Source organism: Acidobacteriota bacterium (assembly GCA_016716905.1).
GTDB lineage: Bacteria > Acidobacteriota > Vicinamibacteria > Vicinamibacterales > SCN-69-37 > SYFT01.
The window spans coordinates 1,056,884-1,080,173 of sequence record JADJUS010000022.1 but is presented as its reverse complement, the minus strand read 5'-3'; the positions used below and the strand labels follow the sequence as shown (position 1 = coordinate 1,080,173).

Here is a 23,290-nt window from a genome sequence, read left to right as displayed (position 1 = left end):
GGCGGCCCGTTCAGCGGCTCAACAGATCCACCAGGCCCCTGTCGGCCTCGGGCAGATCAAGGAACCCGAGATCGGCGCGGGCCACCCAGCGCATTTCCTGCCCGATCTGCGGTGTCGGCTCGCCAAGGAGCGTGACGCGCCGAAAGTGCAGGCGCACAGTCCGTTCAGGATAGGCGTGCTCCACGGTGAAGATTTCTTCCCCCACTGTGCAGCGCACCGCAAGTTCCTCCTTCAGCTCGCGAGCGAGGCACGCCTCATGGCTCTCCCCCTCATCACACTTGCCGCCGGGGAACTCCCACGTGCCTGCCAGATGTGTGCCCTTCAGCCTGCGGGTCATCAGGAAGTGTCCGTCGCGTTCGATGACGGCCGCGAGGACGATGATGATCGGGGAAGTCATCGGCGCTTTGCCACGAAGGGATACGTCTTGCAGCCGCGTTTCATCACGCAGGCGGGACACAAGGGCGCACGAGCGGTGCAGACCGTGGCTCCGAAGTCCATCAACGCCTGATTGAAGTCGAAGACGTTTTTGTGGGGCAACATCGCGCGCGACAGTTCCCAGAGCCGCTTCACCATCGCATGGCTCTTGGGCTCACCCTTTCCTACAAAGATCCGGAAGAGCACGCGCGCCACATTGGTGTCGAGTATTGCGGCCCGTTTGCCGAAAGCGAAACTCATCACCGCGCCGGCGGTATAGGCGCCGATGCCCTTGAAAGACAGCAGCGTCTCTTCGTCTCCGGGCAGTTCGCCGCCGTATTTCTCCATGGACTCGCGCGCGATCGCCTGAAGGCGGCGAGGCCGGATGTTGTAGCCGAGCGGATACCACGTACCGACGACCTCGGCTTCGGACGCTTCGGCGAGCGCTTCAAGACTGGGGTACTGCCCGAGCCACTCGTGATACTTCGGCAGCACCCGGTCCACCTGGGTCTGCTGCAACATCACCTCAGAGACGAGGATGTGGTACGGGTCGCGTGTGTTGCGCCACGGCAGGTCGCGCCCGTTCTTGCGGTACCAGTCCAGCAACCGGCGTCGAAACCACTGGCGTCGCGTGGGCAGTGGCAGGGGGGATGGCTTCTTCACAGTCGCCACTATAATCGGCTGACGCCAATGAAGATTTACACCAAGACCGGCGACAAGGGCGAAACGGGCCTGTTCGACGGCACACGAGTCAGCAAAGGCGACCCCCTCGTAGAGGCCTACGGCGAGGTGGACGAGGTCAATGCCTGGCTCGGGTACGCCAGGGCCGAAGGTGTGGACGCCGAGGTTGGCGCGATGCTCGAACAGCTCCAGCGCGACCTGTTTGCGATTGGCGCCATGCTGGCCGACCCCCGGCACCGCATTGCCGTCCGCGTCGAAAAGGCGCTGCTCGGAGAGGCCGATATCGCGCGGCTTGAGGGGTGGATCGATACCCTCGAAACCGGTGTCGCGCCCTTGCGGCGGTTCATTCTCGCCGGAGGCACCCGCGCGGGTGCCGTGCTGCACCTTGCGCGAACGGTCTGCCGCCGCGCTGAACGGCGCGTCGTCGCCCTTGGACATGAGACAGCCGATCCGATTGTCCTCATCTTCCTGAACCGCCTCTCAGACTTGCTGTTTGTCATGGCGCGTGCGGTCAACGCGCGCGCGGGCGTCGCCGAAACCGAGTGGTGAGCCCGGGATCCGCGTGCTGACGAACGAGGCATACGCGATCTGCCAGCGGCTGGCGCGCCAACACTACGAGAACTTTCCGGTCGCATCCTGGCTGATGCCGCCCGACGCGCGCCCTCACATCGCCGCCATCTACGCCTTCGCGAGAATCGCCGACGATTTTGCCGACGAAGGAGAGCGGGAAGCGGGCGACCGGCTTGCGCTGCTGGCAGACTGGCAACGCCGCCTTGACGAGGCCGCTGAAGGCCGCGTGGTCCTTGTCGGGAACACTGAACACGATGCCGTCTTTGTGGCGCTGGCCGAAACACTCCGCACGTCAGCGGACGGCTACGGCCTTCTTCGCGATCTCCTCAGCGCTTTTCGCCAGGACGTGACGACCAAGAGGTACGAAACCTGGGCGGATGTCCTCGACTACTGCCGGCGGTCGGCCAATCCCGTCGGCCGCCTCGTGTTGCTCGTCACCGGATACCGCGACGAGGCCATGGCGAAAAGGTCCGACGCAGTCTGCACCGCCCTGCAGTTGACCAACTTCTGGCAGGACCTGGCGCGGGATTGGCGCAATGGCCGGCTGTACGTCCCACTCGAGCTCGTTCGCCAACACGATGCTCAAGTCGCGGATTTGGATCATGGGAACTGGACACCCGAGTGGCGTGCGGCTCTCGCCGACGTGGGCTCCCGAACCCGGGCGTTGTTTGCGGAAGGGCGGCCCGTGGCCGACAACGTGCGCGGGCGGCTCCGGTGGGAACTGCGCGCCACCTGGTTGGGAGGCCGGCGCATACTCGACCGATTGACCGCGGCAGACTACGATGTCTTTCGCGCCCGGCCGTCCCTCGATTGGCGCGACGCGGCGGGGATTGCCGCAGGCGCAGTGACCTGGCAGCGTTCGCGCGTGACGTCATGACCCGAAAGACCAGCTTCTATTACTCGTTTCTGGTGCTGCCATCAGCAGAGCGTCAGGCGATCACCGCCGTCTTCGATGTCTGCCGCGCGATAGACGATGCGGTGGACCTTGAGACGGACCCAGTGCGGGCCGCATCCGCGCTGAACCTCTGGCGCGAGGAGGTGGCCCGCGTTTTCGCAGGGACGAAGCCCGCGACTCCGCAGGGCCAGGCGCTGCAGCCGTTCGTCAAACCGTTTCACTTGCCGAGGGAGCAGTTCGACGCCCTGATTGACGGCGTTGGCATGGATGCCGCCCCCATGCGCTTCCAGACGTTCGAGGATCTCGAACCCTACTGTCACCGCGTGGCATCGTCGGTCGGTTTGATGTGCGCCGAAATTTTCGGCTACAAGGATCCCGCCGTGCTCACCTACGCGCGTGAACTGGGCGTGGCGTTGCAATTGACAAACATCCTCCGCGACGTTGGCGTGGATTACCGGCGCGGTCGTTTGTACCTGCCGCTCGCCGACCTGGCGGCCTGCGGCTGCACGGAAGGAGACATCCGTCGCGAGGTGGAGCAGCCCGGGAAAGGTGTGCAGTCACCACAAGTGCGCGCGGCACTAGTGCATCATGCCGCTAAGGCTCGCGCATTCTTCGCGCGCGCTGTGGCTGTACTGCCTCGCGAAGACGCTTCGCGATTTGTGGCCGCCGAGATCATGCACGGCATCTACTTCGAGCTGCTCAAGCGGATTGAAGCCGCCGACTTCGACGTGTTCAGCCAGCTCGTGCGAGTGCCACGCCCGGCGCAGGCGCGGCTGGCCCTCCGCACATGGTGGGCGCTTCGCCGTGGCCGAATCCCGCAACACTGACACGTGCGACGTCGTGGTCGTTGGCGCAGGCTTCGCGGGTCTGAGCGCCGCAGTGCGCCTCGCTGTGCGCGGCAAGGCGGTGACGGTCGTCGAAGAAGCGCCCAGGCTGGGCGGCCGTGCGACGGCGTTCACCGATCGCGAGACCGGGCAGAGGCTCGATAACGGTCAGCACGCGCTCTTCGGTTGTTATCGCGAGACGTACGATTTTCTGCGCGTCATCGGCACGATCGATCTCGCGCCACTCGATCCCACACTTCGGTTGACGATGGCTGATGGGAGAGGACGGACGTCTACGCTGACCTGCCCGGCGTGGCCGCCGCCGTGGCATCTGGTTGGTGGCCTCCTCAGGTGGAAGGCGCTGCCATTGGGCGATCGCCTCGCTGCCACACGGCTCGCGGGCCTGCTCTCGTCCGTCAGGCGCGAGGGCGCCGAGCGCGCGGCCGCGCGGGTGTTGTCGGATCTGACCGTCACTGACTGGCTACGTCAACATGCCCAGCCGGCCTCGCTCTGCGAGTGGTTGTGGCATCCGCTGGCGTACGCCGCCCTGAATCAGGACCCGCGCGTGGCCGCGGCTCGGCCGTTCGTGCGGGTGGTTGGTGAACTCTTCGGCCCCTCTCCCGTTGCGTCTTCGCTCGGCGTGCCCAGCGTGCCGCTCGATGAGTTGTATGCGGAGCCCGCTGTGCGATTCATCGAGAGCCGCGGCGGGAGAGTGTTGCGTGGAACCCGAGCGCTGGTGGACGTGGACCCGGTGGCGCGGGAGCACCGGGTGTATGCGGGCGACGAGATCCTGCGTCCCGGTGCGGTCATCAGCGCGGTGCCGTGGCATGCGTTCGACCGTTTGTGGCGGCACGAGGTGCCGGAGCGGCTGGCCGCAATTGCCGGAGCCGCGCGACGGATGGAGTCGGCGCCGATCGTGACGGTGAACCTGTGGTTCGACAGGCCGGTGATGACCGAGCGCCACATCGGGCTTGTCGGGACGCAGTTCCACTGGGTGTTTAATAAAGACGTCGGGTGTCTTTTTGACGAGGGTCAACAAAAAGACACCCGACGTCTTTATTCACTCGTCGCCAGCGGAGCCGAGGGTCTGCTGCGCCAGGAGAACCACGAATTGGCGGCGCTGGCTGAGCGCGAATTGCGAGCCTGCCTGCCGGGCGCTGCCGGGGCGGCGTGCGTACGTTCGCTTGTGGTGCGCGAATCCCGCGCGACGTTCTCACTGGCTCCTGGCGCGCCGCCCAGGCCCGGCACCCAAACGCCCGTGCCCGGGATCTTCCTTGCGGGCGATTGGACTGACACCGGACTGCCCGGCACCATCGAAGGCGCCGTCCTGAGCGGTCACCGTGCCGCTGCCGCAGCTATGATGACTCCGTGACATCCGTCATCGTCCACTATCAGGAACTGGCGCTCAAAGGGCGGAACCGCCCATGGTTCATCCGTGCGCTGGTGCGTAACATCCGGACGTTGCTCGCGGACCTTGATCTGGTGCACGTGACGCCGGTGGTTGGCCGGCTCGAGGTCCGGTTTGCGTCGGGCGACCACTGGCCTGAAGTCCGCTCGAGGTTGGCCAGGTTGCCAGGGATCGCAAATTTTGCACGGGCCGTACATGTGCCGGCCGACGTGGATGTGATGGCCGCCACGGTCCTCGACGGCCTGCGTGGGCTTGAACCGCGGCCTTTCCGGATCAAGGCACGGCGCGCCGACAAGAGATTTCCGGTGCCATCGCCCGAGATTGAGCGGCGGGTCGGCGCCTGTGTCCAGGCAGAGTTGGGATGGCCGGTCGATTTGTCCCACCCGCAGTCGGTGATCCGCATCGAGGTGCTCTCGGGCGAAGCATTCATCATCTTCGACCGCGAACCTGGCGCGGGCGGGTTGCCAATCGGCAGCGGGGGCAAGGCCGTGTGCCTGCTCTCGGGAGGGATCGACTCGCCGGTCGCCGCGTGGCGCGTCATGCGCCGCGGCGTCACGGTCCAGTTGGTCCACTTTCACAGTTACCCGATCCTCAATCAGGTGTCGCAGGAGAAGGCGCGTGAACTCTCGGCGATTCTGGCGCGGCGCCAGTTGATGTCGCGGCTGTACCTGGTGCCGTTTGGCAGCATCCAGCAGCAGGTGATGTTGACGGTTCCGCCTGAACTGCGAGTGGTGATCTACCGGCGGTTGATGGTGCGCATCGCGGAGCGCATTGCAGAGAGGGTCCACGCCGACGCGCTTGTCACAGGCGATGTGCTCGGCCAGGTCGCGTCGCAGACGATCGAGAACATCCGGGCGGTTGATGACGCGGCGACCATGCCGGTGCTTCGACCTCTGATCGGGTGCGACAAGGAGGAGATCACGCAGGATGCCATTCGTCTGGGCACCTACGAAACGTCCATCATTCCCGACCAGGACTGCTGTACGTTGTTCACGCCGAGGAACCCGGCCACACGCGCCGCGCTTGAGTTCGCCCGAGCGGCCGAGGCCCTGCTGGATATCGAGACCCTTGTCTCGCAGGCGCTCCGCGACACTGTGGTGGAAGAGCGGACGTTTCCGACCGGCCCCGGACTGTGCGCCGTGGTCGAGAATGATAAAATGCGTCGTCTATTGGCGTAGGAGAGAGACATGAAGATGACTCCGGGCAAGCTCGCGGGAATGAAGGCCGTGTCGGACGCGCGTGGCGTGATCGCTGCCGCGGCCATGGATCAGCGCGGGTCGCTCAAGAAGGCGCTGGCCAAGGAAAGCGGCAAGGACGTGTCCGACGCCATGATGGAGGAGTTCAAGGGCCTCGTCACCGAAGTGCTGACACCCCACGCGAGCGCCATCCTGCTTGACCCCGAGTGGGGCATCGGCCCGTCGAAGCGCCGGTCAAAAAATGCCGGCCTGCTGCTGGCGTACGAAAAGACCGGCTACGACTCGAACACCCCAGGACGGTTGCCCGACCTGCTGGACCATTGGTCGGTGCGCCGGCTGAAGGAAGCCGGTGCGGATTGCCTGAAGATCCTGCTCTACTACACGCCGTTTGATTCCAAGTCCATCAACGAGTTCAAACACGCGTGGGTGGAGCGAATCGGCGACGAATGCCGGGCCAACGACCTGCCGTATTTCCTGGAGTTCGTAGGCTACGAGGAAGGCGCCGACGAAAAGGGACTCGAATACGCGAAGCGCAAGCCCGAGGTGGTGGCCGGCGCGATGCGTGAGTTCACCAGGGACCGATACGGCGTGGATGTCATGAAGGTCGAGATTCCCATCAACATGCAGTTTGTTGAGGGCGCGAAGTCCAACAAGACCGGCCAGGTGGCCTACACGCGCGAAGAGGCCAAGCGTCTCTTCCTTGAAGCCGCAACGGCTTCAACCAAGCCGTTCATCTATCTGTCAGCCGGCGTGAGCAACGCGGAGTTCACCGAAGGTCTGCAGGTGGCCGCCGAGTCTGGAGTCCGTTACTCGGGCGTGTTGTGCGGTCGCGCGACGTGGAAAGACGGCATCTCCGTGTTTGCCAAGGAAGGTTCCGATGCCTTCCGCGCGTGGCTTGAGACCAAGGGCGTGGAGAACATCAAGAACGTGAACGAGGCTGTGAAACCAGCGAGCCCGTGGTTCTCTGTCTACGGCGCGAAGAGCGCTGACGAGCTCGGCTGAGGCGGCACGCGCCGCCGGCTACGGCTTTCGAAGGATCTCGGTGCCCGCAACCGCGCCGTAACAGGTCGAGCCCGTGTAAGGAATCCGAATCTGGTTGCCTTCAAGGGTCGCAGTCCCCGACAAGGAGACCGGGCAGGTTCCTCCGTTCGGCATCGCGCCGATCCCGATCGCGCTCCAGGTGAGCCGCGTGGCGTCCAACGTGCCAGACGCCGTACCGTTGACCGCCACGTTCCCCCAACACTTCGCGCTCCAGTTCCCGGATGCGCTCGTGAGCGAGACACTGGTCACCGACCACTGAAAATTTGTGCAGGTCTCCTGCACCGTGCTGGCGGCCACCGAGGCCCAGGTCCCGCTAAACCCAGCCGTTCCGGCTGCCGGAACAGTCGGGGCTGTCGGGTTTGACTTGAATGAATCCAGGCACGACTGGCCCGACACGGCCAGAATCAGGGTGAAGGCGAAGGCTGAATAGGTCACCCAGGGATTATCGGCCAGAGCCCGGCGCTTCTATAATCCTTTGATGGCGATTCTGAAGGTCTCGCGGCTTGGGCACCCGGTTCTGCGGGCCAGGGCCCATGAACTGGACCCCAAGTCCATTACCTCCGAGGGCGTGCAGCGCCTCATCGATGACATGTTCGACACCATGCGCGAGTACTCCGGAGTGGGACTCGCCGCACCTCAGGTGCACGAAGGCGTGCGCATCTTTGTGGCGGGGCTGCGTCCGGGCCCGCTCGGCGCCGAAATCGGGGAAAACGATGACATGCCGATGATGGCGCTCGTGAATCCGGAGGTCACGCTGGTCGGCAAGCCCACGTCGATGGGCTGGGAGGGCTGTCTGAGCATCCCCGAGATTCGTGGCCGCGTACCTCGCGCAGCCGTCGTCCGCGTAAAGGCCTGGGACCGGACCGGCGCCCAGGTGAGCTTCACGGCCAAGGGCTTCCCGGCGCGGGTCATCCAGCATGAATTCGACCACCTCGATGGCATCCTGTTCCTCGACCGGATGGAATCCTTCGAGTCGCTGAGCTATCTCGAGGAATACGACCGTTACTGGGCGCGCCACGAAGGCGACGATGAGGGTGAAGAGTGAGCAGCGAGTTCACCGACTCGGAACGAGCGGCGCTGGCGCCGTATTTCACGAACGTCGACCTGCCTGTCTTCGCGCTGATTAACCTGCCCGAGACCGTGAAGGGCGCGTTGTTCGCGCGGTATTCACGATCCGCGAAATCGCTGCGCCGACTGTTTCTGGATGAATTCCTGGAGCAGGTGTCAGGGGACGCCGGCGCAGTCACCGGCGGAGTGGGCGCCACGCGCGCCGACCAGCTCTACATGCGGATCTTCAACGAGTACGGAGACGACTCTGTCGCCCAACTCGGCGGAGTGCACCTGGCGTGTGAAGACGTGTCGAACCTGCTGACAAAGGTGCTCGAACGTGGGCGGCTGATGGCGTACCTGGAGCAGTCCACCCGGTACATCCCGTACACCCAGCGGAAGGGTGATACCTGGCGCTACCTGGTGCCGGCGGAGCTGGACGGCCATCCCCTGAGGGCGCGGTATGTTGCTGCGCTGGATCTGGCGTTCGAAACCTACGCGCGATGGATCGACCCGATGCGCGTCTGGTTTGAGGCGCGGTATCCGAAGGCACCGGGAGACTCCGACGCTGTGTACAAGTCGGCGATTCGCGCGAAGGCGCTGGACACGTTGCGGGGCCTGTTGCCGGCGGCGACGAGGTCGAATGTCGGGATCTACGGCACGGGGCAGGCCTACGAGTCGCTGCTGCTGCGCATGCGCGCCCACCCCCTGGTCGAGATGCGCGAGTGTGCGGACGTGATGCTCACGGAACTGCGCAAGGTGGTGCCGGCATTTTTCACACGTGTGGATCAGCCTGACCGTGGCGGACGCTGGAGCGCGTATTTCTCGGACACGCGAGACGGGATTTCGGCTGTCGCGGCGCGCGTGACCAGCGGCGAGCCCGCCGAGGGCCGCGCCGAAGTGGTGCTCTCCGATTTTGATCCCGACGGCGAAGTCAAAGTTGTTGCTGCGGCCCTCTATGCCTCGTCGTCTCTTCCCGACGACCAGTTGCTGGACGTGGCGCGGCGCATGAGTGCTGACGATCGGGCGGCGGTGCTCGCCGCATACGTTGGCGAGCGTGCCAATCGACGGCACAAGCCTGGGCGCGCGTTCGAGCGCACGGGCTATCGCTTCGACGTGTTGACCGACTATGGGGCGTTCCGCGACCTGCAGCGGCATCGGCTGTGCACGATCGACTGGCAGGCACTGTCGATGGCGCACGGCTACACGCAGCCGGAGGCGATCGTTGACGCCGGTGGCAACGACGACTGGCGACGGGTGATGGAGACCTGCGCGGACGCCTACGAAAGTCTGGTGGCTGCAGGCCTGACCCAGGTCGCGCAGTATGTGGTGCCCATGGCGTACCGCGTGCGGTTCGTCATGGACATGAACGCACGCGAAGCCATGCACGTGATCGAATTGCGCACCGCGCCTCAGGGCCATCCCGCCTATCGCCGTGTGTGCCAGCAGATGCACACGCTCATTTCTGAGCGCGCGGGTCACCACGCCATTGCGGCGGCCATGAAATACGCGGACCACTCGGAGGTGGAGCTCGAGCGATTGCAGGAAGAGCGTCGGCTCGAGGCGAAACGAGGCGCGACCTCCCGTGTCTGAGGTATCGCCGTGGCTGATGGCCATTCGCCTCCAGGTGCGCTTTCGCGATTGTGATCCCCTGGGTCATGTGAACAACGCGGTGTACCTGACGTACCTCGAAAACGCGCGATTCGCTATCTGGAAGGCGCAGGGTGCGACAGGCATGATTCTCGCCAGGGCGGAGGTAGACTTCCGGTCGCAGTCGCGCTACGGCGATGAACTTGAAGTGCGGCTGCGTCTTGAAGGGTTTGGCCGGTCAAGTTTTCGCTATGAGTACGAAATCGTTGACGTCCCTTCGCAGCGCGTGGTCGTGACGGCCAAGACCGTGCAGGTGCACTTCGACTACGCGGCGCAGGTTCCGGTTCCTCTGTCTGAAGAGCTGCGCGCCAAACTCAGCACGCCCGTTGCGCCATGATCCAGGAGACCCCACGATGAACCCGACCGTCCTCGTCGCTGCCCTCACGGTGATGTTGTTTGCGCAGGCCCCGCAACAGGCTCCCAGGCCCATCGACGCCGGCCAGAGTTTGTGGGCCGAGGAACTGACCTGGATGGAGATTCGGGATCTCGTCAAGGCCGGCACCACCACCATCATTATCGGCACCGGCGGCGTGGAGCAGAACGGGCCCTACGTGGCGGGTGGAAAACACAACTTCGTGCTGCAGACCGTGCTGCCGGCCATCGCGCGGGCGATCCCACGCTCGCTGATTGCGCCCATCGTGAAGTTTGTGCCCGAAGGACGAATTGAGCCGACACCGGGCGGCCACATGGCGTATCCCGGGACGATCAGCCTCGAGCCGGCAACGTATGAGGCACTGCTGACGGACATCTGCCGCAGCTACAAGGCCCACGGGTTCATCGATATCGTGTTGCTCGGCGACAGTGGCGGCAATCAGACCGGCATGCGGAACGTGGCAGAGGCCCTCAATGCCAAGTGGGCCAACGAGACGGCGCGTGTTCATCATCTGCCCGAGTACTACAACGAAGATCGCTGGAGCTACGATTTCCTGAAGACGCTCGGCATCACGCAAATCGACAAGACGCCCGGGCGCACTGCCGACGCTCGCGTGGACACGCGCAACGGCATGCACGACGACATCTATTACGAAGCGCAGATCGCGGTCGTGGACCCGAAGCACATTCGCGCCGAGGAACGCCGAAAGGCGGGATTGCTGAATCTGCACGGTGTGGACATGACAGACGTGGCGAAGGTGGTCGAGATTGGGAAGAAGCTGGCGGAGTATCGGGCCGGGATCACGGCCCGTGCGCTGGAAGCGTCGAAGCTGAAGCTGCGTCCGGTCAAATAGGCTCGAACGATGATTTCAGCTTCCGAGGCCCTGGCCCTTCTTCGCGATGGCAATCGCCGGTTTGTGGCCGAAGTCCGCAGCTCCGACAACCCCAGCAGCCGCACCCGTCGCCTGGAACTTGCAGCCGGCCAGGAACCGTTTGCGATCATTCTCGGCTGCTCCGACTCGCGAGTGCCGGCCGAGCTGGTCTTTGATCAGGGGCTGGGTGACCTGTTTGTTATTCGTGTGGCCGGCAACATCGTGGCGCCGTCGCAGGTGGGCAGCGTGGAGTTTGCCGCCGAACGTTTCGGCACGCGCCTGGTGGTGGTACTCGGACACTCCAGTTGCGGCGCCATCGTGGCCACGGTGGAGGAGTTGGGCCGGCCGACGCAGGATCAGTCCAAGAACCTGCGGTCGATCGTGGACCGCATCAGGCCCTCGGTGGAGCCCCTGCTGGCCACCGAACTCAAACATCAGCCCGACGAGCTGGTGCATCAGGCCGTCCGTGCGAACATTCGCGCGTCTGTCAGCCATCTCAGGCACGGCTCAGAGGTGCTCGAACAGCTGATCGCGCGCCACGGACTCATGGTCGTTGGCGCCGAATACTCGCTTGAAACGGGCGCGGTCGATTTCTTCGACGCACCCCCAGAGGATTAGCCCCGATAATCGCTCTACCTGCGGTCGAGTAGTGCCTTGACGTCGGCGTCGGTGGTCTCCGTGAAGTCGTCGTACCACTGGCCGACGGCGCCAAACCACTCGGGACATGCTACGCAAATCAACTCATCCACCAGAGCAGCAATGCGCCTGGACGTATCGGCGGCACCCACAGGCACGGCCACCACGAGGCGGCGCGGTTCGAGACTTCGGATCGCGGCGACCGCCGCCTCCATCGTGGCTCCGGTCGCCAGTCCGTCGTCCACCAGAATGACGATGCGGCCTTTCAGGGGCGTGGCGATGCGGCTGCCGCGTAGGAGACGGACGCGCCGGTCCAGTTCCAGGCGCTCGCAGGCTGCCACCTCTTCCACATCCCGTTCCGAGATCCCGAGGGCTGTGATGACGTCCTGGTTCCGGATCTCGACGCCACCCTCGGCGATCGCACCCATGGCCAACTCGGACTGCCCTGGCACACCGAGTTTGCGGACCACGAAGATATCGAGCGGTGCGGCCAGGCTCGCCGCGATTTCCGCGGCCACGGGCACTCCGCCGCGAGGGAGCCCAATGACCGTCACATCCGGGTTACCGGCATACACTGCCAGCCGGGCAGCCAGTTGTTTCCCGGCGTCCTGACGGTTGCGGAATCGCTCAGGATTCACCGTCGTCTCGACGCCAAACGGCGCGGGCGAATTTGTTCGCATGCGAAAAGCCGTAGCGGATTTGACCGCCGAACGCGCGGTTGAGGGCGTGGCCCAGCCTCTGCGTGAGGTGTTCCGTGGTGGTCGCGATGCTGAAACTGCCGCGCGGGCCGTTCTCCCATCGCATGATCCGGCCTGTGGGATTGTCGTCGGCCGCCCGTCCCGCCTCGTTTCGCAACAGCGCTTCCAGTTCGTGACGGTGGGCGGCCACAAACGATCCCTCCAACTTGAGGTGTCCCCGTGCCACACCCGTCGCGACGGCTGCGCACGCTGGGCAGGTCGTGGAGATGGCCGGAGCCGCCAGCGTCACGAGGCCCGTGTGCCCAGGGGCCACCCAGCGGCGTTTCGCATACACGGCCCCGCAATGCGGGCAGTATCGGGGTTCAGTCGGCGCGCGTTTCGTGCGGTGGCGGCCGCCGTCGTAGTCCACCCGCTTCGTGAACGTGGCGTTGGTGTAGGGCTTGGTGGTTCGCATGCCCAGTGCTCCTGCAACGTCCTTGCCGAGGTCAAACACCCAGACTCGGCCATCGCCGACGCCGGTCCGGTGTCAACATCCTCCCACTGAGGAGGATCCCGCATCGGCGTTGACTTTCGCACACCTGAGCGCGGGCTGGCTTGGCGTTCGCCGGGCCGGCTGACTGGCAGCTGTACTGCAAGGGTCAGCAATGTGACACAAGGCCTTTGGTCTATCGTCCTGGCGGCTGGTGCCGGCCGCCGGTTGGCCATGCTGACTGGTGGCGTACCCAAGCAGTTTTGGGGTCCGGAGGGAGAGCCGTCGCTGCTCGATGCCACCTTGTCGCGGATGGCGCCCCTGTCTGCCCCTGACCGCACGGTCGTGGTCGTTGACCGATCACATGGTCCGCATGTCCACTCGCTTTCGCCCGATCGGGTCGGAGCGGTGCTTTTTCAGCCTGCAGATCGGGGAACGGCGGCTGGGGTGCTGCTTGCGCTAACCCCGGTGCTGGATGCCGATCCCGAGGCCGTGGTGGTGCTGACACCCTCGGATCACGGTCTGCGTGATGCGAGACGCTTCCAAAGCGGGGTACTCGGTGCAGCGAAACGGGTTCGCCGGGACGATCGGGTTGTGCTGTTCGGCGCGGCGCCCACGGGCGCGAACGACGACTATGGCTGGATCGTCCCGGGGCCGACCGATCAGATGAGCGGATTGCGGCCCGTGAGGGAGTTCGTGGAAAAGCCGGCCATACCAGAAGCCGCGCGCCTTCTGGCTCAGGGCGCACTGTGGAACACGATGGTCGTAGTGGCGCGGGCCTCTGCCTTGCGCGCCTTGTTCGCAAAGCACCTGGGCGAGCTTGACCGTGTGTTTGATGCGGCGCGCAAGTTGCCGCCCGAAACACGGGAAGGATATCTGTCTGACGCCTATTCCAGGATGGAATCGCGGGATTTTTCCCGCGACCTCCTGACGCCGGCGCGTGACCTGCTGGTGCATACATGGCCGAGGGCACTCGGCTGGTCCGACCTGGGAACTCCAGAGCGTCTGGCAGCCTGGTTTCGGAGGCCCGAGCCGGCCCGTGCCGGCCACGCGCTCGACGCGGCTTGAGGGGCCGGCCACATGATCGAACTGGTCTGGGATCAGCAGCGAGCCGGCACGGCGACGGCGGCATCCGGACGATCCATCACCGTTGGCGAAGACGCCGAGTTCCAGCCGGCCGAACTTCTGGCGACCTCGGTGGCCTCCTGCCTGATGTGCGCCTGCGTCAAGCTTGCCGCGGAGGCAGGGGTGGACCTGCTGAGCTTCACTGCGACCGCCCAGCTCATCACCGATGTCACGTTGCCGGCTCCACTGATTGACGTCCGTGCACGCATGGTCACCTCGGACGGGGTGCCGGAGGCCCGGGTGCTCGTCCTGTGGAACCAGGCGCTGCGTCAGTCGGCGGTCGCCCACCTCCTGGGCGAGCGCCTGCGTGCTGAGATCGAAGTGACCCGGCTATCCGCAGCCGCACCCCCGGGGAAGAAGAAGAGGTGAGTGGTGCACACGCTCGCCGAGTACTACGCCGACCCTCATGTACGGGCGCGGATGCGCGAGTACCTTGGTGCGTCTGCGGAAACGCCTTCCGGCTCGGCGGCTTACGTGGCCAGTCTCAATCGGCAGTCGCGGCGGCCGATCATGTGGGAGAACGCAACCAGGCGGCCGTTGTCGCGGCTGGACGAGGCGTGGACTGATGAATCGGACATCGCCCGGTCTCTGCTGGACGCCCGCTGTCTGGTTTTCATGTTCGAGCTGGACTACCTGAATCCCGACGCGCCGGCCGAACCGTTCGTCCATCCTTCCGAGGTGCTTCGGAGGCTCGAGCCCGCCTATGAGGCTGTGCGCTCGGTGGTTGAGTCGTTCGGCCTGTGGCCCTATACCCTCGTGACGGGGCGTGGTTATCACTTCACCGGCCGCATTCCTCTGACCGCAGGCGTCGTCGGGCGGCTGGCGGATGTCGTGCCCACAACCCCAGCGTGGCTTGAGACTGTTGCGGTGCGAAGTTTTGGAGGGCCGCCGTGCCCGGTGTCAGTCCAGGTCGCGCGGGCCTGGACTGGTCTGGGCTGCCTGGTCGAACACCTCGCCCATCTGGTGCTGAAGGCGCAGAGCACAAGCGCGATGCCCATGGTGCTGAATGGCACGCCGGTTGGTGTCGGGCGGATTGGACGCGAATGCGTCTCGCTGGATTTGTCCTACGTCGGTGACCCGCTGGATACGCGGTATGTGCGATGCGCCTTCAGCGCGTACCAGACTCATGCGTTCCGTCCCGACATCTTCGGTCATGACGTCGCGACAAGCGCGCTTCCACTGGCCGCCGTCCCCCGCGCCTCCCACTCACTGTCGGCTTTCCTGCGCCTGGGACGTTCCTTGAACGCCGGCAAGCGCGCGGCTCGGCGCGGTCCGGCGACCCTGCCGGACGTCACCGTGGGGATCGAGCGCCTCCTCGATCACTATCTTGGGTCACCGCTGGCGGCGTTCCATCGCCAGTTTTATGAAGAGCGGAAGCGGGGATCGTCCGTCCGAGGGCGGGTCCCCACGGGGCTGCCTCCATGTGTGGCGGCGAGCCTGGGGCGACCCAACGACCTGCTGCTCAGGCCGGCGCACATCCAGCATCTCGTCCGGACTTTGCTTGCGCGAGGGTGGTCCGCTGCCGAGGCCGCCCAACTCGTGCAGACGACGTACGAGGCCGACCACGAGTGGGGAGACCGCTGGCGCACCAGGATGGACGCGACGACACGGGCCGAGTTCGAGGTCCGTGTGTTCGCAGGAATGGTGTTCACCGGGACCGATCGCCTGATTGACTTCAATTGTGTCTCTGCCCAGGAGAAGGACCTGTGTCCGCACTCCGATTGCCGTTACGACCTTCGAATCGATCGCGACCGTCTCAGGCGCCAGAACCGATGACCCCTCGCATAGGACTTTCCACTGGGGCCTGCACTGATCGCCCCATCCTCGACATTCTTCCCGCGCTCGCGGCCAGTCGCGCAGCAGCGCTCGAGGTCAGTACCCCGCCGCGGCATTTTGATGTGTGGCAGCTTGGCGAGATTGAGGCGCTCTCGGGGGAACTGCGGAAGAGAGCGCTGAGCGTGGTGTCAATTCATGCGCCATTTGGGGGCCTGCTGGATCTGGCTGAACCCAACCCACATCACCGCGTGGCGGCGATCGGCGCGATTCTCGCGGCCGCCCGGGCGGTCAAGCAACTCGGAGGATCCATGGTCGTGGTGCATCCCAGCGACCTCGAGCGAGCGCGCCACGACGTCGGGGCGCGTCTGGCTGACTGCACCAGGAGCCTCGCAATCCTCGCGGAGAACTGCCGGGCACTGGATGTGACCGTTGCGGTCGAGTCGCCACTGCCGCACCTGATTGGGGGCCATCCCGATGAGTTCGACGCCATTCTGGACTCACTTGACCCGTCGGTGAGGGTGTGTCTGGACACAGGGCACACAGCCCTGGGCGGACACTGGCGGCGATTTGTCGACGTCGCAGGTGCCCGACTTGCACACGTACACGCGCACGACAACAGGGGGCATTGGGACGATCACCTGCCGCCCGGCGACGGGACAATCGACTGGGGCGAAGTTCGGGGAACGCTCGAGGCCGCCGGCTTCAACGGATGGATCATGCTGGAACTGGCGTGTCCTGGTTCCGACCCCGACACCTACTTCCTTCGCGCCGTGGAAAGGACCGCCGAATTGCTGGGTCCCTGGCGTGATTAGGTGATGCTTGACTCTTTGTGAAACATTTCACATAATTGGCCCAATCGTTTCCGGCCCGACTACAGTAATTGACCCGCACGGCTTCCTTTCCCCGGAAGCTGCTTGTCAACGCAAGACGAATGTCCCGCCTTTGTAATTACTTCCTCATAGCTCTCTTCCTAAATACCTGGGCCGGGAACGAGCTATCTTCCCAGGCGGCCGCAACGCCGCAAGCCAGAGGCGAATGGGTGGCGCGCCAGGTGCAGGACCGCGACACCGGCAACGATGGCCGTTCCACCATGCGCATGCGCCTGTTCGACCGGCAGGGCCGCGTCCGCGAGCGCGTCCTCTCCACTTTGAGCCTCAAGGGCGGGCCCGGCAGACCGGTCCCCGGTGACCGTTCCCTGACGCGCTTCACGTATCCCAACGACATCAACGGCACCGGCTTCCTCGTCTGGGAAAACCCGGCCGGTGAAGACGAGCGCTTTCTCTACCTGCCATCCCTGGGCCGTGTGCGCCGCATCGCCGGCAACGAAACGCAAGACAGTTTCGTCGGCAGCGACTTCACGTACGAAGACATCGGCGGGCGCGAGTTCAACGACTACACCTACGCGCTGCTCGATGAGAACGGCACGTGGACCTCGCCCGACGGCACGTCGCATCCGGCGTTCCGCCTTGAATCGCGCGCCAAGGCCGCCGGCGCCCGGTTCCCCCGCGTGGTGTCGCTCGTCAGGAAAGACAACTTCGTGGTGGTTCATGGTGAAATCCACAACAGGCGCGACGAGCTGCAGAAGACCTTTTCGGTGAAGAAGCTCGACCGCGTCAGTGGCATCTGGACGGTCATGGAGATGGCCATGTCTGACACCACGGCGCGCACCCGGACGGAGCTGGTGGTGGAGAAGATCGAATACAACGTCGGACTCAAGGAGGCTGACTTCAGCCGGCGTGAACTCGAGCGGGGCGCGGGCCGTTGAGTCTTCGGGTCGCCCAGTTCATCTACCGCTGGCGGCTCTACCTCTCAGGCGCCATCGTCATCGGCGCGCTCATCCTTGCGCCGCGGGCGCAGATCCAGGTCATCGACAACGACCTGACGGCGTGGTTCTCGCCAGACGACCCGGTGTACCAGGACTACGTCCGCTTCAGGGACGAGTTTGGCGGCACCCGCACGGTTATCGTTGCCATTGAGGCCCCGAGCCGCGAGCGCCTGTTCAGCGAGCAAGGCTTCGCGTTTCTCGACAAGGTCAGCGGCGATATCGAACGGGTGCAGGCCGTGCTGCGCGTCAGCAGCCTCGCCACCGCGACGGTTGTAGACGTACTGCCGTCGTCCGGCGTCAACGACGACGGTGGTCTGCAGGTGCGGCGGCTGATTGAAGACCTGGAAACAAAGAGCCCCGGCGCGGTCGGACAGCGCGCCATGGACGACGAGCTTTTCCGTGGGGACCTGATCTCCGAGGACGGCACGGTCACGGCACTGATTCTGTTCTTCGATGAGGCCCGGATAGACGACGTGCGTGCCGAGGTGCTCACCGAGATCCGCCGGCTGGTTGATGCGCAGTTACCCACCGGATTCAAGGCGCACTACAACGGCAGCCTCGAGATCACGGAGTGGTACAACCGGGTCACGCTCGCAAATCAAACCACGTTCACGCCACCCATTCTGGCCCTGACCTTGCTGGCCTTGTTCGTGATGTTCCGGTCGGTCAAGAAGACACTGCTGACGTTCGGCGCAATTCTCGTCAGCCTGTTGTGGACCCTCGGGCTCTACGACCTCTTCGGCTTCAGCTACAACGTGTTGAGCAGCATGATCATCCCGCTGGTGGTTGTGCTGGCCGTGGCCGACGACGTGCACATCCTGCAGCACTATGGACTGGAGCGGCGCACTCGGAGCCGCGAGCAGGCGTTCGTCGGTACCGTGAGGCACCTCATGGCCCCGTTGTTCGGTGCGAGTGCCACAACCGCATTGGGCATGTTGTCGCTGGCCACAAGCCAGGTGGTGGCCGTGCGCGAGTTCGGCATGGGAGCCGCCATCGGCGTGATGGTGGACTTCGCCATTTCGATCATCCTGGTGCCGACCATGCTCGGGTGGGTGAAAGAAGAGCGCGTGGCAGCGCCTCAGGAGTCGTGGTTCCTCGGACCACTCCGTTCGGTGGCAATGTTCTCCACGCGTCACGCGCGAGCGGTCATGGCGGTGGTGATCGGGCTGGTGGTGCTGGCCGGGGTGGGCATGTCTCGCCTGCGGGTGGACACCAATCACATCAACTTCTTCAGTGAGCGTCACGAGCTGTATACGTCGGCCCAGGTAATGGATAAGAAGCTCGCCGGAATTTACACCTTTCAGGTCTTTCTGGAAGGGGCGCCCGAATCCATGCAGCAGCCAGACATCCTCAAGCGCATGGACCGTTTGAGCACGGAGCTCAAGGCGCTGCCGTTTGTCAGAAAAGTCACGTCGGTGGCCGACTACGTCAAGCGCGTGCACCGCGAACTGAACGATGGCCGGCAAGAAGCCTTCGTGATTCCCGAGACGTCGTCTGAGGTTGCTCAGGAGTTGCTGGTCTTCGGACTGGGTGATGAGGGGCGGGCGGAACTGGAACGCATGGCGGCGAGCGACTTCTCGCGCGCCCAGGTGACGGTCAAGCTCGCCTCGATGAGTTCCGATCTCGTGTTTGTACAGGTGACTGAAGCAGACCGTCTGGCCCAACAGATCTTCGCCGGGTCTGGAGTGAAGGCCACGGTCACTGGATCGGGCCGGTTGTTCAGCATGCTGGATCACTACCTGGTGCGGTCGCAGATTACGAGCTTTGCGACGGCGTTTGTCACCGTGTTCGGCGTGATTTTCCTCGTGTTCAGGTCGTGGAGATTCGGGCTCCTTTCGATCGCACCAAATCTGGTGCCGGTGCTGGCCGTCTTCGGGGTCATGGGCTGGCTCGGCATTTCGCTCAACGTGGCCACCGTGATGGTGGCCAGCGTCGCGCTCGGCGTCGTTGATGACGACACCATCCATTTCATCAGCCGCTATAGGCGTGAGACGGCCGCAGGAGCCACCACCGACGAGGCGATTGAGACCGCCACCACGCAGGAGGGCCGTGCGGCGCTCACGACTGCTGTGATCAATTGCTGCGCGTTCGCCGTCCTGACGCTCTCAGAGTACCGGCCCAGCGCGTGGTTCGGTGGCCTGCTGGCTTTGACGATGGTTATGGCGTTCCTGGCCGAGGTGTTCATTCTTCCCGCGATGATCAAACTGTTCCCCGCGCTGTTTGGCGCCGAGCGTGTGCATGCCCAGGGAGTTGGCCGGGCGTGAGCGGCTGGTGGTTAATTGCCACGCTTGTGGCCCAGGTGCCGGCATCGCAGACCGCGGCCACGCCGCCTCCGCGGCCAGGCAATCTGGTGGTCCATGGCGAGGTGTCCGCACTGGCGGTCACGTACCCGAAGCAGGAGGACACGCGCGAGTTGCGCACGCGCGCGCTGCTCGACATCACGGCGTCGCCGAAGCCGTGGCTGCGGCTGCGCCTTGAGGGAACGGCGGAGGTTCTGTGGGCCGACCGTGGTGGCAGTGTGAACGATGCCATTGCAACTGTGCGTGACGCATGGGCTGAGGTGCGGCAGGACAGCTTCGAGATTCGAGCGGGATACGGACGCTTGGTCTGGGGCCGGCTCGATGAGGTCATGCCCTCGGACGTGATCAATCCGATCGATACGGCGACGTTCTTTCTCGAAGGGCGCACGGCCGCCCGGTTGCCGGTGGCATTCATGCGCACGCGTGCGTTCCTGCCTGGCGACACAACGGTCGAGGCGGTCGTCGCGCTGCCGGGCCGCAGGGGCAGGTTCGATCGACTGGACGAAGAGACGTCGCCGTTCAACCTGACCAGGGATCTTGTGTTGCCTGCTGGGGTGCCGGCGTCCGTGATTCGGCGCGAATCAATACCGGCGTCATGGGGGAATCTTCAGGGCGGCGTCCGCGTTTCAACCACCGCCGGTCGTGTGGACATGAGCGTGTCGGTCTGGCGCGGGTTCGAGGGGTTCGGTCTCTTGAGCTTCGTGCCGTTCACGCTCCCGACAGGATCCGGGCCGACTCCGTCGGTTGTGGGGCAGTTGGTCGAGAGTTATCCCCGGCTCACGATGATTGCAGCGGATGCGGAAACGGTCCGCGGTGGTTGGGCGATACGAGGCGAAGTGGCCGGGTTCGTGGACAAGACTCTCGACGGGACGTTGGGGCCCATCAAGGGAAAGGCGATTGATGCCGGAGTCGGGGTGGACCGAGCGGCGGGAGACTTCCACGTCTTTGGTTCGCTCGTGTGGCACCGCGAATGGTCAGCCACCTCGTCGTCTTACACCCGCGACCACCTCAATGTGATTGCCTCACTTGACCGTCGCTTCTCGCGCGAGCGTACCTGGTGCGGGTCTTTGGAGTGGCAAATCCCGAAGACCGGTCGGGATTCGTTCGCGGCCTTGCGTCCTGGAGCGTGCGCGACAATCTGACGCTGGAAGGTTCCGGCGGCGCGTTTATCGGCCAGGGCACCGACACGATCGGGAAATTTTCGGACAGAGACTTCGTCTCTGTCCGGATGCGGTATCAATTCTGAGGGGGACGGGTGTCGATCTGTGGAAAACTCTGAATGTGAAAACGACCTCTGAGGTCGTTAATTTTTTCAGAGGGGGAAAATTAACGACCTCTGAGGTCGTTTTCACCGGGAGTTTTCCACAGATCGACACCCGTCCCCCTATCTTGATCCCCCAGGTTGAAGCTTGATCCAGATCCCCGCGAACAACCCAGGCACCCTGACCGGCCCCGGGAACAATACGTATCTGCTTGATGGCGCGGAGGCGACGCTGATTGATGCAGGCGTCGGCCATGCGTCGCACATCGACGCCATCGCTGCGCACCTCGGTGGGCGCGCGTTGGTACGCGTGCTGGTGACGCACGGGCATCCGGACCACGCGTCGGGCGTTCCCGCGCTGCGCACGCGCTGGCCGGGTATCGAGGCCTGCAAGTGGCTCGCAGACCCTGAGCCCGGGTGGCGGCCGTTGCGTGACAACGAACGAGTTCGTGCCGGCGATACGTGGCTATCGGTGGTGCACACGCCGGGGCACGCGCCCGACCACGTGTGTTTCTGGCAGTCGGACACGCGCGAGGTGTACTGCGGAGACATGATGACCGCCACCACCACCATCATGGTGCCGCCGGCCGCGGGCGGCGGCAGCCTGCGCGCGTACCTCCACTCGCTGCGGCGGCTCGCTGAACTGCAGCCCGCGACGGCGTGGCCGGGACACGGCCCAGTTATCACCCGGCCCGTTGAGCGCATCAACGAGTATCTGGCTCACCGCGCTGAACGCGAGCGCCAGGTTGTGGCGTGCCTCGATGCGGGCGTCACCGACATCGACGCGATCGTGACGTCCGTCTATACTGAAACGCCGCGGGCGTTGTGGCCTGCTGCCCGGCTCACCGTCGAGGCACTTCTGGAAAAACTGCGCGAGGATGGCCGACCCACTCATGCCTGATTCATCGTCTTCCACACTGGCCACTATTCGCCGCTTGTTGCTCGCATTGCTGGTGTTTGGCATGGCCGGCACCACTGCCGAGCTGTGGCTCATGGGCCACTACGAAGACTGGAAGCAGTTGATTCCGTTTGGTGTGATGGCCCTGTCCACACTCACCGGCTTCTGGCACGGTTCCGCCCGGACCACCTCGTCCGCAAGCATGTTTCGGCTCAGTATGTTGCTGCTGATGGTGGCCGGCGCTACAGGATCGGTGCTGCACTACCGGGCCAACATGGAGTTTCAGTTAGAGATGGACCCTACGATGGGCGGCATGGCACTCTTGTTGAAAGTGCTTCACGCCAAAGCGCCACCGGCGCTGGCGCCTGGAAACATGGCGCTGCTGGGGTTGCTCGGTCTTGTCAGTACATTGGGAATTTCCCGCACGTTTCATAAGGAGTAGCTCATGTCCCGTTATCGTTCCCTGTTCGTCGGCGCCATGCTTGTTGGCGCGCTCACGTTTGTTGCCGGATCCACAACCCACGGTCAGGTGGGCGCGGGCCTGCTCGACGCCAACCTGGTGCCCGAGGCCGAGCTCGTGGCCCTGCCGGGCATGACCCCGGCCATCGCCAAGGCGCTCATCGCGGCGCGCCCGTTCCCGAGCATCGTGGACTTCAACACGTTCCTCGTGGGGCAGAAGCTCACCAAGGAGCAGATCGACGCCTTTTACCTGAAGGCGTTCGTCCATGTGAACCTGAATACCGGCACCAAGGAAGAGATCATGTTGATTCCCGGCGCTGGCGCACGCATGGTGCGTGAGTTCGGTGAGTATCGTCCCTGGAAGACGTGGGGGCAGTTCGACAAGGAAATCAGCAAGTACGTCGGTCAGCCTGAAACCGATCGGCTGAAGAAGTACGTGTTCATTCCGGTCAACCTCAACACCGCCACCAAGGAAGACATCATCAGCATTCCTGGCGCCGGCAACCGGATGGTGCGCGAGTTCAACGAGTACCGTCCCTGGAAGACCAAGGAACAGTTCGAGAAGGAAATTGGCAAGTACGTGGATGCCAAGGAAGTGGCGCGCCTGTGGCGCTTCGTCGTGATTCAGTAACGATGCTCGTCACGCCTGAGGTCCTGCACAATGAGCTGCAGGGCGCACAGCCTCCGCTGCTTCTGGACCTGAGGCCCGCAGAGGAATTCGCCGCCGGCCATCTGGCCGGCGGCATTCATTTGGACCTCTGGGGCCTGAGCCTCATCGACACCAGTGAAGCGCCATTGCGCGCCTTCATGTGGATGATCGGACACCTCTTCTCGCTGCGAGGTGTGACGCCCGGTCGGCCGGTGGTGGTGTAA

General features: G+C 64.4%; 27 protein-coding genes. 22 read left to right on the top strand and 5 right to left on the bottom strand.

Translation table 11 applies throughout. The features are described 5' to 3' along the window. Positions 1 to 10 precede the first annotated feature (10 nt). Positions 11 to 397: a (deoxy)nucleoside triphosphate pyrophosphohydrolase gene (locus IPL75_20795; GenBank protein ID MBK9242633.1), complete on the bottom strand. Its 387-nt coding sequence runs from the start codon at positions 395 to 397 to the stop codon at positions 11 to 13. Continuing rightward, positions 394 to 1,020, bottom strand: coding sequence for an A/G-specific adenine glycosylase (locus IPL75_20790; protein ID MBK9242632.1), 627 nt, complete (start codon positions 1,018 to 1,020; stop codon positions 394 to 396). The genes IPL75_20795 and IPL75_20790 overlap by 4 nt, the downstream gene beginning before the upstream one ends. A gap of 84 nt (positions 1,021 to 1,104) precedes the next feature. Here IPL75_20790 and IPL75_20785 point away from each other — a divergent pair, with 84 nt between their 5' ends. Genes IPL75_20785 through IPL75_20760 form a run of 6 tightly spaced genes read left to right on the top strand, consistent with a single transcriptional unit; the run spans position 1,105 to position 6,990 of the window. Then, complete coding sequence (locus tag IPL75_20785) at positions 1,105 to 1,644, top strand: cob(I)yrinic acid a,c-diamide adenosyltransferase (protein MBK9242631.1); 540 nt, start codon at positions 1,105 to 1,107, stop codon at positions 1,642 to 1,644. A 49-nt stretch (positions 1,645 to 1,693) separates the two neighbouring features. Further along, positions 1,694 to 2,542 carry a squalene synthase HpnC gene (hpnC, locus tag IPL75_20780; protein ID MBK9242630.1) on the top strand — a complete coding sequence of 283 codons (849 nt, stop codon included), beginning with the start codon at positions 1,694 to 1,696 and terminating at the stop codon, positions 2,540 to 2,542. Next, positions 2,539 to 3,387 carry a squalene/phytoene synthase family protein gene (locus IPL75_20775; protein MBK9242629.1) on the top strand — a complete coding sequence of 283 codons (849 nt, stop codon included), beginning with the start codon at positions 2,539 to 2,541 and terminating at the stop codon, positions 3,385 to 3,387. Before hpnC ends, IPL75_20775 begins: the two co-directional genes overlap by 4 nt. Beyond that, positions 3,365 to 4,756 (top strand): FAD-dependent oxidoreductase, encoded by a 1,392-nt coding sequence (locus IPL75_20770; protein MBK9242628.1) that lies wholly within the window; start codon positions 3,365 to 3,367, stop codon positions 4,754 to 4,756. The genes IPL75_20775 and IPL75_20770 overlap by 23 nt, the downstream gene beginning before the upstream one ends. Beyond that, positions 4,753 to 5,970 (top strand): tRNA 4-thiouridine(8) synthase ThiI, encoded by a 1,218-nt coding sequence (thiI, locus tag IPL75_20765; protein ID MBK9242627.1) that lies wholly within the window; start codon positions 4,753 to 4,755, stop codon positions 5,968 to 5,970. The genes IPL75_20770 and thiI overlap by 4 nt, the downstream gene beginning before the upstream one ends. Positions 5,971 to 5,979: 9 nt before the next feature. Next, positions 5,980 to 6,990 carry a tagatose 1,6-diphosphate aldolase gene (locus IPL75_20760; GenBank protein MBK9242626.1) on the top strand — a complete coding sequence of 337 codons (1,011 nt, stop codon included), beginning with the start codon at positions 5,980 to 5,982 and terminating at the stop codon, positions 6,988 to 6,990. A gap of 18 nt (positions 6,991 to 7,008) precedes the next feature. Here IPL75_20760 and IPL75_20755 read toward each other — a convergent pair whose 3' ends face one another. Further along, complete coding sequence (locus IPL75_20755) at positions 7,009 to 7,464, bottom strand: hypothetical protein (GenBank protein MBK9242625.1); 456 nt, start codon at positions 7,462 to 7,464, stop codon at positions 7,009 to 7,011. Positions 7,465 to 7,507: 43 nt separating this feature from the next. Here IPL75_20755 and def point away from each other — a divergent pair, with 43 nt between their 5' ends. From def to IPL75_20730, 5 genes are read left to right on the top strand one after another with little or no spacing between them, the layout of a single operon-like run. Then, positions 7,508 to 8,074 carry a peptide deformylase gene (gene def / locus IPL75_20750; GenBank protein ID MBK9242624.1) on the top strand — a complete coding sequence of 189 codons (567 nt, stop codon included), beginning with the start codon at positions 7,508 to 7,510 and terminating at the stop codon, positions 8,072 to 8,074. After that, a complete protein-coding gene (locus IPL75_20745; protein ID MBK9242623.1) occupies positions 8,071 to 9,669 on the top strand; it encodes an FAD-dependent thymidylate synthase in 1,599 nt (532 codons plus the stop codon). Before def ends, IPL75_20745 begins: the two co-directional genes overlap by 4 nt. Further along, positions 9,662 to 10,063, top strand: a complete 402-nt coding sequence (locus tag IPL75_20740; GenBank protein MBK9242622.1) for an acyl-CoA thioesterase — start codon at positions 9,662 to 9,664, stop codon at positions 10,061 to 10,063. The genes IPL75_20745 and IPL75_20740 overlap by 8 nt, the downstream gene beginning before the upstream one ends. A gap of 16 nt (positions 10,064 to 10,079) precedes the next feature. Continuing rightward, a complete protein-coding gene (locus IPL75_20735; GenBank protein MBK9242621.1) occupies positions 10,080 to 10,952 on the top strand; it encodes a creatininase family protein in 873 nt (290 codons plus the stop codon). 9 nt (positions 10,953 to 10,961) lie between these two features. Further along, positions 10,962 to 11,588, top strand: coding sequence for a carbonic anhydrase (locus IPL75_20730; protein MBK9242620.1), 627 nt, complete (start codon positions 10,962 to 10,964; stop codon positions 11,586 to 11,588). A 14-nt stretch (positions 11,589 to 11,602) separates the two neighbouring features. On the opposite strand, the gene IPL75_20725 is transcribed toward IPL75_20730, so the two are convergent. Together IPL75_20725 and IPL75_20720 are read right to left on the bottom strand one after the other, a co-directional pair. Next, the gene (locus tag IPL75_20725) at positions 11,603 to 12,286 is read right to left on the bottom strand and encodes a phosphoribosyltransferase (protein ID MBK9242619.1); all 684 of its coding nucleotides are present in this window, start codon (positions 12,284 to 12,286) and stop codon (positions 11,603 to 11,605) included. Beyond that, complete coding sequence (locus tag IPL75_20720) at positions 12,234 to 12,758, bottom strand: hypothetical protein (protein ID MBK9242618.1); 525 nt, start codon at positions 12,756 to 12,758, stop codon at positions 12,234 to 12,236. Before IPL75_20720 ends, IPL75_20725 begins: the two co-directional genes overlap by 53 nt. Positions 12,759 to 12,950: 192 nt before the next feature. On the opposite strand from IPL75_20720, the gene IPL75_20715 reads away from it, so the two are divergent. The 11 genes from IPL75_20715 (at position 12,951) to IPL75_20665 (ending at position 23,290) form a co-directional block, all read left to right on the top strand. Beyond that, positions 12,951 to 13,841 (top strand): NTP transferase domain-containing protein, encoded by an 891-nt coding sequence (locus tag IPL75_20715; GenBank protein MBK9242617.1) that lies wholly within the window; start codon positions 12,951 to 12,953, stop codon positions 13,839 to 13,841. A 12-nt stretch (positions 13,842 to 13,853) separates the two neighbouring features. Beyond that, positions 13,854 to 14,267, top strand: coding sequence for an OsmC family protein (locus IPL75_20710; protein MBK9242616.1), 414 nt, complete (start codon positions 13,854 to 13,856; stop codon positions 14,265 to 14,267). Next, on the top strand, positions 14,268 to 15,674 hold the full coding sequence (locus IPL75_20705) for a hypothetical protein (protein ID MBK9242615.1): 1,407 nt from the start codon (positions 14,268 to 14,270) through the stop codon (positions 15,672 to 15,674). Further along, positions 15,671 to 16,486, top strand: coding sequence for a sugar phosphate isomerase/epimerase (locus IPL75_20700; protein ID MBK9242614.1), 816 nt, complete (start codon positions 15,671 to 15,673; stop codon positions 16,484 to 16,486). Before IPL75_20705 ends, IPL75_20700 begins: the two co-directional genes overlap by 4 nt. A 227-nt stretch (positions 16,487 to 16,713) precedes the next feature. Beyond that, positions 16,714 to 17,439 carry an outer membrane lipoprotein-sorting protein gene (locus IPL75_20695; GenBank protein ID MBK9242613.1) on the top strand — a complete coding sequence of 242 codons (726 nt, stop codon included), beginning with the start codon at positions 16,714 to 16,716 and terminating at the stop codon, positions 17,437 to 17,439. Next, a complete protein-coding gene (locus IPL75_20690; GenBank protein MBK9242612.1) occupies positions 17,436 to 19,763 on the top strand; it encodes an MMPL family transporter in 2,328 nt (775 codons plus the stop codon). Before IPL75_20695 ends, IPL75_20690 begins: the two co-directional genes overlap by 4 nt. Beyond that, positions 19,760 to 20,941 carry a hypothetical protein gene (locus IPL75_20685; protein MBK9242611.1) on the top strand — a complete coding sequence of 394 codons (1,182 nt, stop codon included), beginning with the start codon at positions 19,760 to 19,762 and terminating at the stop codon, positions 20,939 to 20,941. Before IPL75_20690 ends, IPL75_20685 begins: the two co-directional genes overlap by 4 nt. A gap of 267 nt (positions 20,942 to 21,208) precedes the next feature. After that, a complete protein-coding gene (locus IPL75_20680) occupies positions 21,209 to 21,961 on the top strand; it encodes an MBL fold metallo-hydrolase (protein ID MBK9242610.1) in 753 nt (250 codons plus the stop codon). Then, positions 21,954 to 22,400, top strand: coding sequence for a hypothetical protein (locus IPL75_20675; protein ID MBK9242609.1), 447 nt, complete (start codon positions 21,954 to 21,956; stop codon positions 22,398 to 22,400). The genes IPL75_20680 and IPL75_20675 overlap by 8 nt, the downstream gene beginning before the upstream one ends. A 3-nt stretch (positions 22,401 to 22,403) precedes the next feature. Next, positions 22,404 to 23,048, top strand: coding sequence for a hypothetical protein (locus IPL75_20670; GenBank protein MBK9242608.1), 645 nt, complete (start codon positions 22,404 to 22,406; stop codon positions 23,046 to 23,048). A 2-nt stretch (positions 23,049 to 23,050) separates the two neighbouring features. Next, a complete protein-coding gene (locus tag IPL75_20665) occupies positions 23,051 to 23,290 on the top strand; it encodes a rhodanese-like domain-containing protein (GenBank protein ID MBK9242607.1) in 240 nt (79 codons plus the stop codon).

Excerpts from the sequence above, each read along its gene's own strand:
- IPL75_20795 (MBK9242633.1), bottom strand. The coding sequence starts at position 397 with ATGACTTCCCCGATCATCATCGTCCTCGCGGCCGTCATCGAACGCGAC.
- IPL75_20785 (MBK9242631.1), top strand. The coding sequence starts at position 1,105 with ATGAAGATTTACACCAAGACCGGCGACAAGGGCGAAACGGGCCTGTTC.
- IPL75_20775 (MBK9242629.1), top strand. The coding sequence starts at position 2,539 with ATGACCCGAAAGACCAGCTTCTATTACTCGTTTCTGGTGCTGCCATCA.
- IPL75_20760 (MBK9242626.1), top strand. The coding sequence starts at position 5,980 with ATGAAGATGACTCCGGGCAAGCTCGCGGGAATGAAGGCCGTGTCGGAC.
- def (MBK9242624.1), top strand. The coding sequence starts at position 7,508 with ATGGCGATTCTGAAGGTCTCGCGGCTTGGGCACCCGGTTCTGCGGGCC.
- IPL75_20735 (MBK9242621.1), top strand. The coding sequence starts at position 10,080 with ATGAACCCGACCGTCCTCGTCGCTGCCCTCACGGTGATGTTGTTTGCG.
- IPL75_20730 (MBK9242620.1), top strand. The coding sequence starts at position 10,962 with ATGATTTCAGCTTCCGAGGCCCTGGCCCTTCTTCGCGATGGCAATCGC.
- IPL75_20725 (MBK9242619.1), bottom strand. The coding sequence starts at position 12,286 with ATGCGAACAAATTCGCCCGCGCCGTTTGGCGTCGAGACGACGGTGAAT.
- IPL75_20720 (MBK9242618.1), bottom strand. The coding sequence starts at position 12,758 with ATGCGAACCACCAAGCCCTACACCAACGCCACGTTCACGAAGCGGGTG.
- IPL75_20710 (MBK9242616.1), top strand. The coding sequence starts at position 13,854 with ATGATCGAACTGGTCTGGGATCAGCAGCGAGCCGGCACGGCGACGGCG.
- IPL75_20700 (MBK9242614.1), top strand. The coding sequence starts at position 15,671 with ATGACCCCTCGCATAGGACTTTCCACTGGGGCCTGCACTGATCGCCCC.
- IPL75_20675 (MBK9242609.1), top strand. The coding sequence starts at position 21,954 with ATGCCTGATTCATCGTCTTCCACACTGGCCACTATTCGCCGCTTGTTG.
- IPL75_20670 (MBK9242608.1), top strand. The coding sequence starts at position 22,404 with ATGTCCCGTTATCGTTCCCTGTTCGTCGGCGCCATGCTTGTTGGCGCG.
- IPL75_20665 (MBK9242607.1), top strand. The coding sequence starts at position 23,051 with ATGCTCGTCACGCCTGAGGTCCTGCACAATGAGCTGCAGGGCGCACAG.